Source organism: Nitrincola tapanii, from assembly GCF_008368715.1.
Classification (GTDB): Bacteria; Pseudomonadota; Gammaproteobacteria; order Pseudomonadales; family Balneatricaceae; genus Nitrincola; species Nitrincola tapanii.
Genome location: NZ_SMRS01000007.1, coordinates 182,934 through 199,377, shown reverse-complemented (window position 1 = coordinate 199,377; position 16,444 = coordinate 182,934). Strand labels below are relative to the sequence as shown.

At 51.4% G+C, this 16,444-nt stretch carries 12 protein-coding genes; 10 read left to right on the top strand and 2 right to left on the bottom strand.

The features are described from left to right. Positions 1–24: 24 nt before the first annotated feature. Complete coding sequence (ftsA, locus tag E1H14_RS10450; protein WP_149391418.1) at positions 25–1,284, bottom strand: cell division protein FtsA; 1,260 nt, start codon at positions 1,282–1,284, stop codon at positions 25–27. Positions 1,285–1,711: 427 nt separating this feature from the next. Then, positions 1,712–2,065: a hypothetical protein gene (locus E1H14_RS10445; RefSeq protein ID WP_149391417.1), complete on the bottom strand. Its 354-nt coding sequence runs from the start codon at positions 2,063–2,065 to the stop codon at positions 1,712–1,714. A gap of 129 nt (positions 2,066–2,194) precedes the next feature. On the opposite strand from E1H14_RS10445, the gene E1H14_RS10440 reads away from it, so the two are divergent. From E1H14_RS10440 to gcvP, 10 genes are all read left to right on the top strand, one after another. After that, positions 2,195–2,839 (top strand): O-methyltransferase, encoded by a 645-nt coding sequence (locus tag E1H14_RS10440; RefSeq protein WP_149391416.1) that lies wholly within the window; start codon positions 2,195–2,197, stop codon positions 2,837–2,839. A gap of 7 nt (positions 2,840–2,846) precedes the next feature. Next, positions 2,847–4,814: an intermembrane phospholipid transport protein YdbH family protein gene (locus tag E1H14_RS10435; RefSeq protein WP_149391415.1), complete on the top strand. Its 1,968-nt coding sequence runs from the start codon at positions 2,847–2,849 to the stop codon at positions 4,812–4,814. A 236-nt stretch (positions 4,815–5,050) separates the two neighbouring features. Next, positions 5,051–5,242 carry a YnbE family lipoprotein gene (locus E1H14_RS10430; protein WP_149391414.1) on the top strand — a complete coding sequence of 64 codons (192 nt, stop codon included), beginning with the start codon at positions 5,051–5,053 and terminating at the stop codon, positions 5,240–5,242. A gap of 9 nt (positions 5,243–5,251) precedes the next feature. Further along, positions 5,252–5,593, top strand: coding sequence for a YdbL family protein (locus E1H14_RS10425; protein ID WP_149391413.1), 342 nt, complete (start codon positions 5,252–5,254; stop codon positions 5,591–5,593). Between the two features lie 59 nt (positions 5,594–5,652). Further along, the gene (locus E1H14_RS10420; protein WP_149391412.1) at positions 5,653–6,159 is read left to right on the top strand and encodes a disulfide bond formation protein B; all 507 of its coding nucleotides are present in this window, start codon (positions 5,653–5,655) and stop codon (positions 6,157–6,159) included. Between the two features lie 27 nt (positions 6,160–6,186). Next, complete coding sequence (locus E1H14_RS10415; protein WP_149391411.1) at positions 6,187–7,077, top strand: DUF1853 family protein; 891 nt, start codon at positions 6,187–6,189, stop codon at positions 7,075–7,077. A 144-nt stretch (positions 7,078–7,221) separates the two neighbouring features. Then, positions 7,222–9,357, top strand: coding sequence for a TonB-dependent receptor family protein (locus E1H14_RS10410; protein ID WP_149391410.1), 2,136 nt, complete (start codon positions 7,222–7,224; stop codon positions 9,355–9,357). A gap of 225 nt (positions 9,358–9,582) precedes the next feature. After that, complete coding sequence (locus E1H14_RS10405) at positions 9,583–11,586, top strand: TonB-dependent copper receptor (protein ID WP_149391409.1); 2,004 nt, start codon at positions 9,583–9,585, stop codon at positions 11,584–11,586. Positions 11,587–11,735: 149 nt separating this feature from the next. Then, entirely contained in the window at positions 11,736–13,301 is a 1,566-nt protein-coding gene (locus E1H14_RS10400) for a SulP family inorganic anion transporter (protein WP_149391408.1), read from the top strand. A 144-nt stretch (positions 13,302–13,445) separates the two neighbouring features. Continuing rightward, positions 13,446–16,343 (top strand): aminomethyl-transferring glycine dehydrogenase, encoded by a 2,898-nt coding sequence (gcvP, locus tag E1H14_RS10395; protein WP_149391407.1) that lies wholly within the window; start codon positions 13,446–13,448, stop codon positions 16,341–16,343. The last annotated feature ends 101 nt before the right edge of the window (positions 16,344–16,444 follow it).

Here is a 16,444-nt window from a genome sequence, read left to right as displayed (position 1 = left end):
CAGGCAAGTTTTTTTGATCTTGTTTTAAAAATTTCCGTGTAACCAAGCTTTCATGCGCCCAAATAACGCGGGCATACGTGTCGGCTCTTTCGGATTACGTGCGGCCTCTGGCACGGTTAAACCCGAGTCACTGACATAATTCTGCGACTGGCGCGCATAGTGCAGCAGCCCGATACTGGTGGCGTAGATGGGGTTGTGTAGCAAGTTCTCCATACCGCGCAAACCATCGGGTATCGCCAAACGCACCGGCATGTGGAAAATCTCTTCGGCCAACTCCACGGCCCCCTCCATACGGGAGGTGCCTCCGGTCAAGACGATGCCTGCGGCAATCAACTCCTCAAACCCCGAGCGACGCAGTTCGGCTTGCACCAGGCTAAATAACTCTTCAAAACGCGGCTCCACCACCTCAGCCAGAGATTGGCGCGCCAACTCACGTGCGGGGCGATCCCCTACACTCGGCACCTTGATGGTTTCATCCGCCTGAGCCAATTGCGCCAAGGCACAGGCGTATTTGATTTTGATGCGCTCGGCATGCTGTGTCGGTGTGCGCAATGCCATCGCAATATCATTGGTAATCTGATCGCCACCAACGGGTATCACGGCGGTATGACGTATGGCTCCTGCCGTGTAGACCGCGATATCGGTTGTCCCTGCACCGATATCAACAATACACACCCCTAAATCACGCTCGTCTTCGGCCAGCACGGCATAGCCTGAAGCCAGCTGCTCTAAAACGATGGCATCGACTTCTAAACCACAACGCTTAATACATTTTTCGACATTTTGAATGGCATTCGCTGAACCTGTGACCAGGTGAACCTTGGCCTCTAAACGGACACCCGACATCCCTAAAGGCTCTTTAATACCCTCTTGGTTATCGATCATGTATTCCTGAGGCAGGATATGCAGAAGTTTTTGATCGGCAGGAATGGCCACCGCACGCGCCGCATCTATGACACGCTCCAGATCCTGATTGGAGACTTCACGATCACGCACGGCCACTATGCCATGGGAATTCAGACTACTAATATGGCTGCCGGCAATCCCTGCGGTCACCGAATGAATTTTACACCCCGCCATCAGCTCAGCTTCTTCTACCGCGCGCTGAATCGCACTCACCGTAGATTCAATATTCACCACCACACCACGTTTTAAACCGGATGAAGGGTGGGCACCAACACCGACAGTTTCAATACTGCCATCTGGACGTAACTCCCCGACTAGGCACACGACCTTAGACGTTCCAATATCCAGGGCAACAATCATGTTGTTCTCGGTCAGCATAGTGTGTGAGCTTCTTAAATTCCGCTTTAGGGCAGTGATAACAATTATTACGCAATTAACAGGCCAACTTCTTTAGCCACCGCTAAATGAGCGCTTCTCGCAATTATCACCGAGGCTGGCTGAGCGATTCAACCGTTTATTTCTTTTATAAAACGGCAACTTTTTGCCGCTAAAAACGCAAAAGCATGCAAATTCAATAGGATGATCTCAAGCAAGGTGAAAAGCTTTGCCGCTTAAAAAATCCTCCATCGCAAACTTTTCATCTTGAAAAAAAGAGTTTAAATCAAAATTAAATTTTGAATAAAAGCCGATTTATCAAAATTTAATTTTGATTAAATGGCGAAAAATCAAGATCAGTTCTTGATTTAAAAGGTTGTCTTTTGCTTTTTTTCAGATGCCTAGAGCAGGCATCTGAACGCTTTTGCTTTTACCAAGCCCACCACAAAACTGGGATGGCCAACAGCGTGAGGGCACCACTGAGTAAAAGATTACGTGCATCACCCAACAAACGTTGCAGAAACACATAATGGACTAGAGGAAAGGTGATAAAGACACTGCCCAACGGTAACCACCACTCCAGACGCGAAAAACCAAAGGCTAACACGCCGATTAATGTCAACGCAGACACATTGCCTAAGAGCATCACCGCCGTTAAACGGCTAGGGTCCTGCATACATTTGGGGCGTTGCTCTTCCGGCAACTTGATCAGTGCACTCGCACTGAGCGCCGTCGACATAGCAAAGACACCGCACACTAAAAAAATATAGACAGGTTCAAGCATAGGGCCTCCGGTGAGCAAAATAAGCGCCGATTATACGCACAGGCCACTGTCTGCCGCAAAAAATGCTACACTTCGCGACCTCGATTCCGTCCATTTTTACGCCCTATCGCTCAAATAACAGGTAGATCCATGCCCGCAGAATTGGTTAATGAAGCCGTTGAAGACTATGCCTTTATCAACACCTCCGCCGAACCGCCCTTATTACAGGAACTGATCGACGCCACCAATGAAAATATGGGCTGGCCACAGAAGCTCTCCGGCCGACTGGTAGGGCGTACATTAAAACTCTTAGCGGCACTCACCCAGCCTAAGCAGGCTTTAGAGATTGGCATGTTCACCGGTTACTCCGCCCTCTCGATTGCGGAAGGGATGCCGGCAGAGGGCCGCTTAATCTGCTGTGAAACCAATCCGCGCGCGATTGAAATGGCGCAGCGTTTTTTTGACCGCTCCGAACATGGTCATAAAATTGAGGTACGCTTTGGCCGTGCATTGGATACGCTGGAAACGCTGGGGGATCTGGAGCTGGACTTTACCTTCATCGATGCCGATAAGCGCAGTTATCTGCAATACTATGAAGAAGTCAAAAAACGCACACGTCCGGGAGGATTGATCATCCTCGACAACGTGCTCTGGTCAGGCAAGGTGCTACAACCTGAATCTGAACTGGACGATATTCTGGTGGAAACTAACCAACGTATCGCACGGGATCCAGATGTGGAAAATATTTTCTTAACCCTGCGTGACGGTTTAAATGTCGTACGCAAATTGAAATAGTGATGCCATGCGCAAAGCCCTGCTTTCTCTATGCCTAGTCGCCGCGCTGCTCCCTGTAGCCACCTACTTAAGCCTACCCTGGCTGGCGACCTGGGCGGTAGAGCGCTGGCTAGCTGAGCAGGGCTACGCCGATGCACGCTTTGAGATGCGCCATCCAGGTTGGCAGGATCTGGAGATCCTCGCGTTCAGCGTTACCCACCAGGGCGAAGGCCGTGAGTACCTGCTGGCGGCAGATCGTATTCAGTTACATACTCGCCCTTGGGATCTGATGCGTTTACGCTTGGCGGAGCGTATCGAAATCGGCTATTTACAATTCCTCGTGCGCTCCGAAGGCGATTTCAGCGCACGTGCAGAACAGATCTCCGAAGAGTTGACCGATTTAGCGCCCGAGTATCTGGCGCAACTCTTTTCCCACCTCCCCAGTGAAGAGCTCGAAATTCAACATTTGCAAATAGGTTGGCAACTAGACGATGCCCCCTACTGGTCAGGCTTAGGGTTTTTACAAGCCTCCGCGCAAAAAATTGAAGGGCAACTGCAGATTTACCAAGCCGATCAGGCACGTGCCGAGCTTAACCTAAGGCTGAATCCGACTCAGAGTTTAGCCTTATCTTTAAGTCAGGATGGGCAGACTTTTTGGCAACTAGACGGGCAGCTCCACTACCAGCCTCAGCCAAACAAATGGCTGCTGGATACCCAGCAACGCTTCTCCTTAGCCCACCTCCCCAGCGCCTGGCGTGAGGAATGGGCCCTGCTATCCCACTTCTCAGAGATCGAACTGGAACTGAACAGCCAGATACATTTTCCACGTCAAGTGAATTTACAATCCGATGAACTTTGGCAAGCACTCGATGCACAGGGGACACTCGATGTACAGCTAGCGCTTGCCTCCCCAGCCAGTGCCAGCTTACAGCCTCTGAGTTCGCGTGGCTTTGAGCACTTTCAACTCTCTGGGCCTTGGTCTTGGCGTGACACCCAACTCAAGACTCAGCTGCAGCTCGCCAGCCCTAGCCTGGCGACACCGGTGCAGTTAGATCTAAGTGGGCAGCCTCAAAAAAACCTGCGTCTAAAGGCTCAGATGGCACCGATTCAAGCCGGCAGCCTCGCGCACCAGCGCTTACAAGCACTCATCCCCGAATGGCCTGAGCTCTTGATTTGGGAAGCCGGGCGTTTGCAGTTGAGCCTAGAGGCGCAAGGCAATCTAGCGCGTTGGCAGGTACAGATACAGAGCCAGTTAAGCGCGGGCACCTTGCAATATGCCGGCACTTTACTGGAAGAGGTGAACTGGCAACAAACCCTAACGCTGATTCCAGAGTTAAACTGGTCCGCGACAGGCCAGATACAACTGGGTTTACTTGATCTAGGCCTGGCTATCCAGCCCTCACGCCTTGATTATCGCCTGACACCGCGATCGGATGGCTTACAACTCACCCTCCAGCCGTTTCAGTTAGACCTGCTGGGTGGACAGGCGCTCTTTCCAGGCTTGAATTTAAACCTTCTCAAACCGGAAAGTATTTTTTTAGTGAGTTTACGGCAACTGTCCCTGGATGAAATTCTGAGTCTCTACAACCGCCCAGGCCTGTCCGGAGAAGGCATATTGGAGGGACAACTGCCGATTCAAATCCATGCTGAAGGCATCGAAATCCACAGCGGCTTAGTCGGTAGTATTGAGCCGGGGTGGATACGCTTTCAACCGGATGAGGCACTTCAAGCCTCCGCGCGTGGCAATCTGGGCTTAGAGTTGGCGCTGGGAGCACTGAGTGATCTGCGCTTTAGCCTCTTAGACTTTCAACTCAGTTATGCCGTGAATGGGGATCTGCAGTTGCAGGGACGTTTTCAAGGCCATAATCCAGACTGGCAACAAGGGCGACCGATCGATCTCAGTCTGAATATTCAGGATAACTTGAAAGATCTTTTGCGTGCTTTACAAATGAGCCGACGCATTACCGACCGTCTGGATCAGCGTTTGCAGCGTTAAACCCTTCAACTTGCTTAGCTGTTTTATCCAACCCGCGCGCACTGAACCTAACAGCAAAATATTTCTCTAACTGGATGAGGCGTCCGCACTTCGCTTTGTCATGCAGCACCCGCGAAGTCACGTGCAGTAGAGAGCCTTGTTGTTTTTTTCTGAACCTATTGTCTTGTGGTTAGGGATAGGTTCAGATTACGCCTGTCACACTAAACACCTTAGTGTGTAGATATGGGGAGTTTTTCATGCGTTTACCTTTTTTAGCCGGAATCGGACTGCTGCTAGTACTGGCCGCCGGATGTACACCGACGGTGCAGGTGGCTGCGCCGACCGATCCGATCACCATCAACCTGAATGTCAACATTAAGCATGAAATTCTGGTCAAGATGGACAAAGAGATCGACCAGTTATTACAAGACAACAGTGACCTTTTCTAGGAGCCCGGCATGAAATCGATTTCCCGCTTTTCCTCTATTGTCTTCTTATTTTTGGCCCTTGCCTTCAGTGGCAGCGCGGCGGCGATGTCGCTGGAGCAAGCCAAAACACAAGGCCTGGTCGGTGAACAGCTGAATGGTTATGTAGGCATCGTCAGCCGTTCGGTGACGCCTGAATTACGCAATCTGATCAATGATGTGAACAGCCAGCGTCGCGCCCTCTATCAGCGTAGCGCGCAAGAAGCGGCCGTGGGCCTGGATGTGTTTGAGGCACGCGCGGGGCAGCGTCTACAACAACGCGCAAAACCTGGGGAATTTATCCAGGACACGAACGGTCAATGGAAGCGTAAATAACCGATCTTCTCAGGAGCAGGCAGTGGCCTGCTCTCTTTTCTTTGGAAAATATAAAGACTATGTCACTGAGTGAACGTCAAATCTTTTTATCTGGCTTTTGTGTCTGCCTGTTGGCGATGGCCTTTGCGGTAGGATTTCTGCAGGGTTATTTAGATCTTGAACCCTGCCCGCTCTGCACCCTGACGCGGATAATCGTCATCACTTTAGCCAGTGTGTTTTTAATCGCGGGGGTCCATGCGCCGAGGGGGAAAGGGTTTTATCTCTATAGCCTCTTGCTCCTAGCCATTGCGTTGCTCGGACTGGCCGTGCAGATGCGCCATATCTGGTTACAAAGTCTGCCACCGGGGGCGGCACCTGCCTGCGGCCCAGGCATTGAGTACATTTTTGATACCCTGCCCTTTTTCTCAGCCCTGTTTCACATTCTCAGTGGCTCGGGAGAGTGTGCCGAGATCGACTGGCAGTTTTTAGGCTTAACCATCCCGATGCAAACCGCGCTGCTCTTCATTGCCCTGATTGCCTGGATTCTCTATCCGCTGATCCGTCGTTTCACGGCCTCTAGGGCATAAATCCTAACTCAGTTCAGCGGTAGGTGTATGACTTGGCACGCTTTGCTGGCGCAGTTAAAGCATCCTGTGGTGCGAGATCTTGCTTGGGCAATCAACAGCGAAGAGCCTTCGATCTTCCGCTGCGGCGCTCTACTACCCCAGCTGAGCGCCTGGTCGGATCGATCGCCTGCCTGGCAAGACACACTCTTGCAACTGGATCAAGCACCACACGCCTTGCTCGAGCATCTGGCACAAAAACCAAATCGCCGTTTAGGCCTGTATTTTGAGCAGCTCTGGCACTTCTATTTACAGCAAAGTCCAAGATTTCAACTCCTGGGTCATAATCTGCAAATTTACGATTCTAAGGGCATCACCCTAGGGGAGTTGGATCTGATTCTGCTGGATCAAGATCTGCAACTGCAGTGGCATCAGGAGTTGGCGGTGAAATTTTATCTCCACCTCGGTGGTGAGGAGTCCATCCTCGCCAATTGGGTCGGACCCGATCTACGGGATCGTCTGGATATAAAATATGCCCATATCTGCCAGCATCAACTGCCGCTCAGAGCGCATCCCCAGACACAAGCTTATTTGCGTTGCCAACACCTGCAGCCCGCCTTTTCACGTGCCGTGTTTAAAGGACGTTATTTTCGTCCAGGGCTGCAGGATCAAGGCTGGATTCCTCAGGCACAGCTATCATCCCTACCCCAATCAGGCATCTATCAACTGCTCGAGCGCTCGGAATGGTTCGCACCGCGCGCCCAAGCCGAGCGTCCACACGACTACGCGGCGCTGCAAGCGGCTTGTGCGCATCCTCTTCAAGCACCCCAGCAGCTGGCGTGTTTCCCAGATGCCAACCGCCCTGAGCAACAACGTCTTTTTATCGTCCCGGATGATTGGCGAGAAACCGCCCTCAATCTCTCAACTCAAACAGTCCGGTAAATCCTACGAAAGCTCCTAATTTACCGTACATTAGAACTAAGACCGATTAACCCAACAATCTCCCTCCCTTGATCCCTAGCCCAAATCCTCTTGAACACACAAACTTTTGGCATAACTCTAAGACACTTTAAAAGGTAATCTTTTATGCCTGCTAACAAACGTAAAGTCTTTCCCCTGCATCCTCTAAGCTTCGCTTTAGCACTGGCCATCACGGCGCCTTGGGCGCAGGCCAACACTCTAGAAATTACTTTACCCGAGCTGGATGTGCGCAGTCTGGTTCCTGAGAGCTCGGAAGATGTGCCGGGTGCCTTCAGCCTGCTCACCCAGGAAGATTTAGAAGTTTATCGTCCACTGAGCTTGCATGATGCGTTTGATTTTGTGCCCGGTGTGCGCACCATCGATGACGATGTTTTAGGTTTACGCTCAGGGATTGGTGTACGTGGAGCGCCCCCACGGCGTTCGCGCAAGGTTCTACTCTTGGAGGATGGTACACCGATCAATAACAGTGCTTATTTGGATTCAGGGGCTCACTACACGCCGCCCATGCAGCGCTTGGAACGCATTGAGGTGTTAAAGGGTGCGGGGCAAATTGTGCATGGCCCGCTGAACAATCATGGCATCATCAACTTCCGTAATTTGCGCCCGAGTCTAACCCCAGAAACCAAAGTCGAGCTGGGTGCAGGGAATCAAGGTAATCAGTTACAACATCTGATGCATCGCCGTACTGAGGGAGATCTCGGCCTGGTCTTTGCCTACACAGGGCAAAAAGCCGACGGCACCTTTGATGTGGAGCGCCATAAATTTAATGATTTTTATGCGGGTGTTGAATGGCAAGTCAATGACCAGCATGAACTGGCCGCCTCCGTCACGCATTTCCGTGAACGCAGCCAGGGTTATGATGAAAGCAACCTATCTCTAGATCAGTTCCGAACAGATCCACGCAGCAAACGCCAATTAAATCAAGCGCGTGAGTTTAACAATATCTCTGTGGATTATACGAAGCTGGATCTGACACATAATTTTCAGATCAATGATCAAACTCGTCTGTCCACTCAGGCATTCATCACCGATTTAGATCGCCCACGTTTTCAAACACGCGGAACTTCACCCGAAAATAACGGCGTGATGGAAGGGCGTGATCGCCGTTACGAAACCCGCGGCATCGACAGCCGTATCGAGTTCACGCCACAGAGCTCAGGTTCTGTAGATCATCAGATTCAGGCCGGTGTGCGTTATGAAGATCACAAATTTGATGATCGACGTCCGGTTGGGCGCCCAGGCGAAGCACTGAATCACTCGAATCGTGGCAATGTATTTGCACGCAGTGGTGTCGAGGGTTATACGCGTGATGGTCGCTTCGTAGAATATCGCGGTGAAGCCTTCTCGGCCTTTGCTCAAAATGCAATGACCTGGGGCGATTGGACACTGACACCGGGGCTACGCTATGAAATGTTCAAGCAAGCCATGTTCACCAAATACCGTCCGGGCAGCAGTTCGGAAGGGCGCGGCGAAAAAGAACGCAACGAACTTTTCCTACCCGGCTTGAGTCTGCTCTATTCGGGATGGGATCATACCGAGGTGTATGCGGGCATTCATCGCGGCTACGCTCCCGCCTCGGCACGCAGCGAAGATTTTCCTCTGATTCCTGAAACCGGGATCAACTCGCAGCTGGGTATTCGCAGCCAAGCCATCACCGGACTCAGTTTGGATGCGGCGCTCTATCATAACCGCATTAAAAACACCTTAATTCGTAATAGTGTGGATAGCTTTGGGGATGCCCTCTTTATTAATGCGGCCGATTCACGCATCAGTGGCTTAGATCTGGGTTTACGCCTTGACTCCAATGCTTTTGTGGACTCCCCCTATAATCTCTTTGCGGAAACGGCGTTGAACTATACACGTGCACGCTTCAGCCAAGGGGCCTTAAAAGGTAATCATGTTCCTGAAGTTCCGGAATGGGCGGGTAGCTTAACCCTGGGGGTTGAACATGCTCAAGGCTGGCAGCTCAGTGCAACCTGGAGCCACTTTGGTGCTTTCTTCACCGACATTGAAAACACCCGTGAGTTAGACGTGACAGGAAGCGAAGACGATGCCGGTCGCGTCCAGAGTCGCACCCTGCTCTCTGCGCGCGCCAGCTACACCTTGCCCACTCAGCTAGATACCACCCTGTGGATTCAAGGACGCAACCTGACCAATAAACTCTACATTGCCGACATTCAGGAGGGGATTCGCCCAGGCGCGGCTCGCAGTGTCATGGCCGGTGTCACGCTGCGCTTCTAAACGCAGAAGGCTAGGCCTTAAGCTCGACCCTTCAACTTCATCCCTTGTGCACCGCTTCTGCTCAGCAGAGGCGGTGTTTTTTTGCCTAGCGCTCCTACCTCTCGACTCCTTACCGCAAGTGAGTTCGTTACCGGTGCGACATCATGTCACATTTTATATAAGTCGCATTTTATCTAGTCTTTCCGACCATCAACATGACTAGTCGTACACCCAAGGAAAGATGTTATGAAATCGTCCAGGCTATTAACCCCTTTAGCGCTTGCTGTCAGCGCAGTAGTCGCTTCGTTTGCTAACGCTCAAACGACAATTCAATCACCTTACACTATTGAAGTTACGGCACCTATTCCTTTAGGTGGTGGTGTTTTTTCTCAACCGGCTCAATCCATTCAAGCGTCCCCTACCAGTGATGGGGGAGACCTATTACGCGCCATTAACGGTGTTTCGGGTTCTCGAATGGGCGGCAGAGGGATAGATCCGGTAATCCGTGGTCAAAGCCAAAATCAGCTCAATGTCATCTTAGATGGCGCTTTCTTATATGGAGCTTGTCCTAATCGCATGGACCCTCCGACTACTTACGCATCTCCAGCAACCTTTGATCGTGTTACCTTGATTAAAGGTAATCGTGACGTGATTTATGGACCTGGAGGAAGTGGGGGTACCGTGTTATTTGAACGAGTACGCCCCGTTTTCTCGGCTGACAAACAAACACGTGGTGAAATCTCAGCTGCCTATACGGGTAATAGCGATACAACTCAATTAGCAGCTGATTTAGCGGCAGGGACAGAAGACGGTTATGTCCGTTTTGTTGCTGGACATACCGATGCTGGAAATTATAAAGATGGCAGTGGCAGAAGCATACGATCTTCCTTTGAATCTGAATCCTATGCGTTGCTAACAGGTCTCAAGGTTGCCGATTCAACATGGCTGGAAGCGAGTGTAGAGCAAGCCAATGAAAAAGATGTTCTCTTCCCGGGTGCTGGGATGGATTCGCCCTACAGTGATTCAACGACCTATCGATTAAAGCTGGATCATGTCACTCAGGGTGGTGTAGTCGATCGAGTGAGAGCGGAGATCTATCGTGCCGAAGTCGATCATTTAATGGATAACTTCTCACTGAGAAATCAAACTGGAATGCGGATGAGGGCTCCAACGAACTCCGATACCACGGGCGGAAGGTTGTTGTTGGATAGTCGTTTGAGCAACACCGATATTCAATGGGGAGTGGATTATCAGAATAATAATCGTAACGCCTCAGCGATTAATGCCATGAATGCCATCACAGGTATTCAATGGCCTGATGTCGATTTAGCGCAAACAGGTGTGTTTGTCCAGCTTACACATCTGGTGACAGAGCGTGATTTGCTGCACGCGGGTGCTCGATATGATCATGTTCGCGCAAAAGCGGGTAGAACGAATGAGACTTTCACGGGTGGTATGCTGAATGGGCAAACACCCAATGATCTCTATGGAGTGAACGCCAACAACAGGAGTTCTGAGAATAATCTAAGTGGTTTCTTGGGATGGACACACAGTCTAGATGAGCAGTATCGGGTTGAAACAACCTTATCGCGCAGTGTTAGAACGGCAGATGCAACAGAGCGTTACATGGCGACGGGTAATTGGCGTGGTAACCCTTCCTTAGATCCAGAGAAGCATCATCAGTTAGAACTCGCCTTAGCCTCAGAAACAGCGGATCTAAGCTGGTCACTCGCCGGTTATTACAATCGGATTGACGATTATATTCTCAGAAAAAATAACCGTTACTCTAATATCACGGCTGAACTCTACGGTGCAGAAGCCGATCTAATTTGGCAGATAACACCTAATTGGCAACTGAGTCAGGGAATTGCGTGGGTCAGAGGCAAAAATCGTGATGATAAATCCAATCTGTCTCAGATTCCCCCCTTAAGTGTCACGCTCGGTTTAACTTATCAGCAAGATGCTTTAACCGCAGGCGTGGATTGGTTAATTGCAGCGAAACAGGATCAGGTGTGTCTAGCAGGCTCGAGCTGTGGTGGTCAGGATCCGAGAAAAACATCTGGCTACGATGTCATTAATGCTCACCTGGCCTATGAGTTAAACTCAGCTCTGATTCTCAGTGCCGGTGTGAATAACCTATTTGATAAAACCTACGCAAACCACCTCAATCGAGAGGATGTGTTTGGAAACAACACGCAAGTGAATGAGCCAGGTCGATCTGGATGGATCAAGTTCACGGCGAGGTTCTAAAAACGGGTGTGTGAGGTCTGCCATGAAATGGCGACCTCAGTAACAGCCTGAAGATTCAAGGTTTATGCTTGCCTAGCACTGTGCTCTTCTTTTAAGGTAGATCCGCCCCTAAGCCATTCAACAAGAATAAAAAAGGACGGAGCTGATTGATGAAGGCCTACCCTATCAACCTATTAAAAGGCGATCTGTTTGGCGGACTCACTGCCGGCATCGTTGCCCTTCCCCTTGCTCTAGCCTTTGGCGTGGCCTCAGGTGCCGGGGCCGCCGCCGGCCTATACGGTGCGATTGCCCTGGGACTAATGGCAGCTATTTTTGGCGGCACACGTGTGCAGATCTCCGGGCCAACGGGGCCTATGACCGTTGTTTTTGCCTCGGCGCTGGCCACTTTTGGCGGCAATTTTCAGATGGCTCTTGCCGTGGTGCTGGTCGGTGGTGTAGTACAAATTATTTTGGGCTTAATGAAAACGGGGGGGTTAGTTCGTTTTATCCCCTATCCCGTGATTTCCGGTTTTATGTCTGGAATCGGCGCTATCATCATTCTCTTGCAGCTCGCGCCCTTGATTGGTGCCAGCACGCCCTCCTCACCCTTATATGCCATCAGTCAGATGGGGCAAACGCTGGCGGCGTTTAATATGCAGGCGTTTTTCTTAGGTGCACTGACCCTGACGCTGGTGTTTTTAACCCCAATACGGATCAGCCGTTTTATTCCATCGCCCCTGTTAGCCTTAATCCTCTGTACACTCATCTCTGTATTAATGGGCTTTGATGTACCCGTGATCGGTCATATCCCAACCGGCCTACCGGAGTTTCATTTACCCCATTTCACGCTAGAGCAGTGGAGCCTCATCATCACCCTAGGCGTGACACTGGCTCTACTCGGCAGTATTGACAGTCTTCTCACCTCCCTAGTGGCCGATTCAATTACCCAAACACGCCATCAGCCGAATCGTGAACTGATTGGTCAGGGGCTGGGCAATATGCTCTGTGCCTTTATTGGCGGCCTGCCTGGAGCGGGCGCCACCATGCGTACGGTGGTGAATGTGAATGCGGGAGGTCAAACTCGTGTCAGCGGTGTGGTGCATGGCCTCTTTCTTTTAACCCTCCTTCTCGGTCTAGCACCTTTAGCCGCACAAATTCCTCTCGCTGTCTTGGCTGGTATTCTTATTAAGGTGGGCATCGATATTCTGGATTACCGCTTATTGCGTCTGTTGAAAACCGCGCCCCGCCCAGAAACCTTGATTATGGGTACCGTGTTTATCTTAACCGTACTGGTTGATCTAGTGATGGCCGTCGGTGTTGGGGTGGTGCTGGCGATGGGCTTACTCACCTGGCGCGTCGCCAAAGAAGCTGATATCAGTTTTAGTGATGGCAGTGGCCACCATTCTCACCAGATCGAGAAGGTCGGCCCTGGGGTGCGTGTAGTGAATGTGAAAGGCCCGCTGTTTTTTGGCTCCACCAGCCATATGCTGGATCGTATCGAGACAGTTGACCAGGTGATGGGCACCCACGATATCGTCTTTGATTGCCGCAAGGTCGATTTTATGGACCTCACCGCCATCTTCACGCTGGATGATATGATTGCCCGTCTGCATCAAAAACGTATTCGCCCTCGTGTTGTTGCCACCCCGGAAATCCGTGAGCAGTTATTGCAGATGAACACCCCTAACCTACGTGATGAAATTATCTTTACCAGTATGAAAGCCGCATTACGCTAACGCGACTTAGTTCAAACTCAGCCCAGTGCTTCTGTGTAAATTTCACCCACAGAGGTACTAAAAACGGTTAAAATGCGCGACAGTTTTTGTGATTAAGGCGGCTTAGACTAGGCCGCCTTCCAACCCTTGCAGGACTTCTCACGCATGAGCCACACCTTGCCTTCGCTGCAGCAACTTGAGCAGCATGATGCTTTTTTAGAACGCCACATCGGTCCCTCTCTGGAAGAACAGCACGCTATGCTGGCCAAGCTGGGACTGGATTCTTTGGATGCTCTGACAGAAAAAACGCTACCTGCGAGTATTCGTATTGACCAGCCTCTAACGCTGGCAAGCTCGGCCTCTGAAACGGAAGTCCTGGAGCGTCTAAAAGGCATGATGCAAAAAAACCAGCTGAAGCGCTCGATGATCGGCATGGGTTTTTATGACGTGATTGTGCCCAATGTCATCCTGCGTAATGTTTTGGAAAATCCAGGCTGGTATACCGCTTACACCCCCTATCAGCCCGAAATCTCGCAAGGGCGTTTAGAGGGCCTGCTGACATTCCAACAGATGATTCTGGATCTGACCGGATTAGATCTGGCAAACGCCTCTCTGCTGGATGAAGCGACGGCGGCCGCGGAAGCCATGACACTGTGTAAACGCATGTCCAAAGCCAAAAAAGCTCAGGTGTTTTTGGTGGATGAACAGTTGCACCCACAGAACATCAGCGTGATTCAAACCCGCGCGGAACCCTTAGGGATCGAAGTGGTGGTGGGTAAGGTCGCAGAGTTGATCGATCAGGTAGAGTGCTTTGGTGTGCTGGTGCAGTATCCCAATACCCAAGGCGAGATCGAAAACTATGCGGAGTTAATCCACAAAGCTCATGCTAAAAAAGCCCTTTTCTGTGCCGCCGCCGATCTGATGGCGCTGGTGCTGTTAAAATCTCCAGGCGACTTGGGTGCGGATGTCGTCTTCGGCTCCTCACAACGTTTTGGTGTCCCCATGGGCTATGGTGGTCCAGCCGCGGCTTTCTTTGCCACACGCGATGAATTTAAACGTTCGGTTCCAGGTCGCATTATCGGTGTGTCCGTGGATGCCCGAGGAAAAACCGCGCTGCGTATGGCGATGCAAACCCGCGAGCAACATATTCGTCGTGAAAAAGCCACCTCTAATATCTGTACCGCTCAGGCACTACTGGCCAATATGGCGGCTTTTTATGCGGTCTATCATGGCCCGCAGGGGCTGCACACCATCGCCTCGCGCATCCATCGTCTGACCTCTTTGTTAGCCGCGGGATTACGCCAGGGCGGTATCGAAGTCAACAACACCTACTGGTTTGATACCCTGACGCTGAATCTAGGGGCACAACGCGATCAACTGCTCGCCCGTGCCGCGCAAGCTGGCATCAATCTGCGTGCTCTCGGCACTGAGCAGCTGGGGATCAGCTGTGATGAACGCACAACACGTGCTGAAATCGAAACCCTCTGGTCAATCCTACTACCCGGCTCGGCTCAACCCGATCTCGACGCCCTCGATCAAGCCTTATGCCAAGCCGGAACCTCAGCACTGCCGGCTGAACTCTTACGTGAGCAAGCGATCCTGACGCATCCGGTGTTTAACACCCACCACAGTGAAACTGAGATGCTGCGTTATTTAAAACGCTTGGAAAATAAGGACATCTCTCTGGCGCACAGCATGATTCCGCTCGGCTCTTGCACCATGAAGCTGAATGCCACCGCCGAGATGATTCCAGTGACCTGGCCGGAGCTGGCCAATATGCATCCTTTTGCCCCCCTAGAACAGGCTGCGGGTTATCAGCAGATGCTTCAGGAGCTGGAAGAGATGCTGAAAGCCGTCACGGGCTTTGATGCCATCTGTATGCAGCCCAACTCAGGCGCTCAGGGTGAATATGCGGGCCTCTTGGCGATTCGTAATTATCTTAAAGCTCAGGGTCAAGGCCATCGTAATGTCTGCCTGATTCCAACTTCAGCCCATGGCACCAACCCAGCAACGGCCTCCATGGTCGATATGCAAGTGGTGCTGGTGGATTGTGATGCCGAAGGCAACGTAGATGTTGCGGATCTACGTGCCAAGGCCGATGCGCATGCTGAAGACCTCGCCTGCTTGATGATTACCTACCCTTCCACCCACGGTGTTTTTGAAGAAGAGATCGTTGAGATCTGTGAGATCATTCATCAACATGGTGGCCAGGTGTATATGGACGGTGCCAACCTCAACGCTCAGGTCGGCCTCAGCCTGCCAGCCGCGATCGGCGCCGATGTCTCCCATATGAACCTGCATAAAACCTTCTGTATTCCACATGGCGGCGGTGGCCCAGGCATGGGGCCCATCGGGATTAAAGCGCACCTGATTCCTCATGTTGCGAACCATCCGGTGATTGCCGTTAATAATGACAACCCAGAAAACGGCGCTGTTTCAGCGGCGCCTTGGGGCAGTGCAAGCATTCTCGCCATCAGCTGGGTGTATATCGCCTTGATGGGTGCAGCCGGACTGCGACAAGCGACTCAGGTGGCAATTCTCAACGCCAACTATGTTGCCCAGAGCTTGAGCGAACACTACCCTATACTCTATACAGGTCGTAATGGCCGTGTCGCCCATGAGTGCATTATTGATCTGCGTCCGCTGAAAGAGCGCACCGGGATTAGCGAAGAAGATGTGGCCAAGCGTTTGATGGATTTTGGTTTTCACGCACCCACCATGTCCTTCCCTGTGCCCGGCACCCTGATGATTGAACCCACCGAATCGGAGCCGAAAGCTGAATTGGATCGTTTTATTCAAGCGATGATTCAGATACGTGCTGAAATCGCCGCTGTCGAAAACGGTGAGATCGATGCTGAAAATAATCCGTTAAAACATGCGCCGCACACCCAAGCGGACCTGATGGACCCGAACTGGACGCGTCCTTATACCCGCGAACAGGCGGCCTTCCCGGCGGATTGGTTAAAAGAGGCTAAGGTTTGGCCGAGCGTGAACCGTATCGATAACGTCTACGGTGATCGTAACCTCTTCTGTGCCTGTGTGCCGGTCAGTGATTATGCTTGATGGGATGATCGGCTAGGCTGAGTGAAAAAAGAGGAGTGCAAGGCTCCTCTTTTTTCTGCTCTCGTTTTTTCTGCACTCGCTCGAATTGAAGAAGATAATTG

What these genes read in the sequence shown, in the direction of transcription:
- E1H14_RS10430 (WP_149391414.1), top strand. Translation starts at nt 5,051, where the DNA reads ATGCGTTTACCTTTTTTAGCCGGAATCGGACTGCTGCTAGTACTGGCC.
- E1H14_RS10400 (WP_149391408.1), top strand. Translation starts at nt 11,736, where the DNA reads ATGAAGGCCTACCCTATCAACCTATTAAAAGGCGATCTGTTTGGCGGA.
- gcvP (WP_149391407.1), top strand. Translation starts at nt 13,446, where the DNA reads ATGAGCCACACCTTGCCTTCGCTGCAGCAACTTGAGCAGCATGATGCT.
- E1H14_RS10440 (WP_149391416.1), top strand. Translation starts at nt 2,195, where the DNA reads ATGCCCGCAGAATTGGTTAATGAAGCCGTTGAAGACTATGCCTTTATC.
- E1H14_RS10410 (WP_149391410.1), top strand. Translation starts at nt 7,222, where the DNA reads ATGCCTGCTAACAAACGTAAAGTCTTTCCCCTGCATCCTCTAAGCTTC.
- E1H14_RS10425 (WP_149391413.1), top strand. Translation starts at nt 5,252, where the DNA reads ATGAAATCGATTTCCCGCTTTTCCTCTATTGTCTTCTTATTTTTGGCC.
- E1H14_RS10445 (WP_149391417.1), bottom strand. Translation starts at nt 2,065, where the DNA reads ATGCTTGAACCTGTCTATATTTTTTTAGTGTGCGGTGTCTTTGCTATG.
- ftsA (WP_149391418.1), bottom strand. Translation starts at nt 1,284, where the DNA reads ATGCTGACCGAGAACAACATGATTGTTGCCCTGGATATTGGAACGTCT.
- E1H14_RS10415 (WP_149391411.1), top strand. Translation starts at nt 6,187, where the DNA reads ATGACTTGGCACGCTTTGCTGGCGCAGTTAAAGCATCCTGTGGTGCGA.
- E1H14_RS10405 (WP_149391409.1), top strand. Translation starts at nt 9,583, where the DNA reads ATGAAATCGTCCAGGCTATTAACCCCTTTAGCGCTTGCTGTCAGCGCA.
- E1H14_RS10435 (WP_149391415.1), top strand. Translation starts at nt 2,847, where the DNA reads ATGCGCAAAGCCCTGCTTTCTCTATGCCTAGTCGCCGCGCTGCTCCCT.
- E1H14_RS10420 (WP_149391412.1), top strand. Translation starts at nt 5,653, where the DNA reads ATGTCACTGAGTGAACGTCAAATCTTTTTATCTGGCTTTTGTGTCTGC.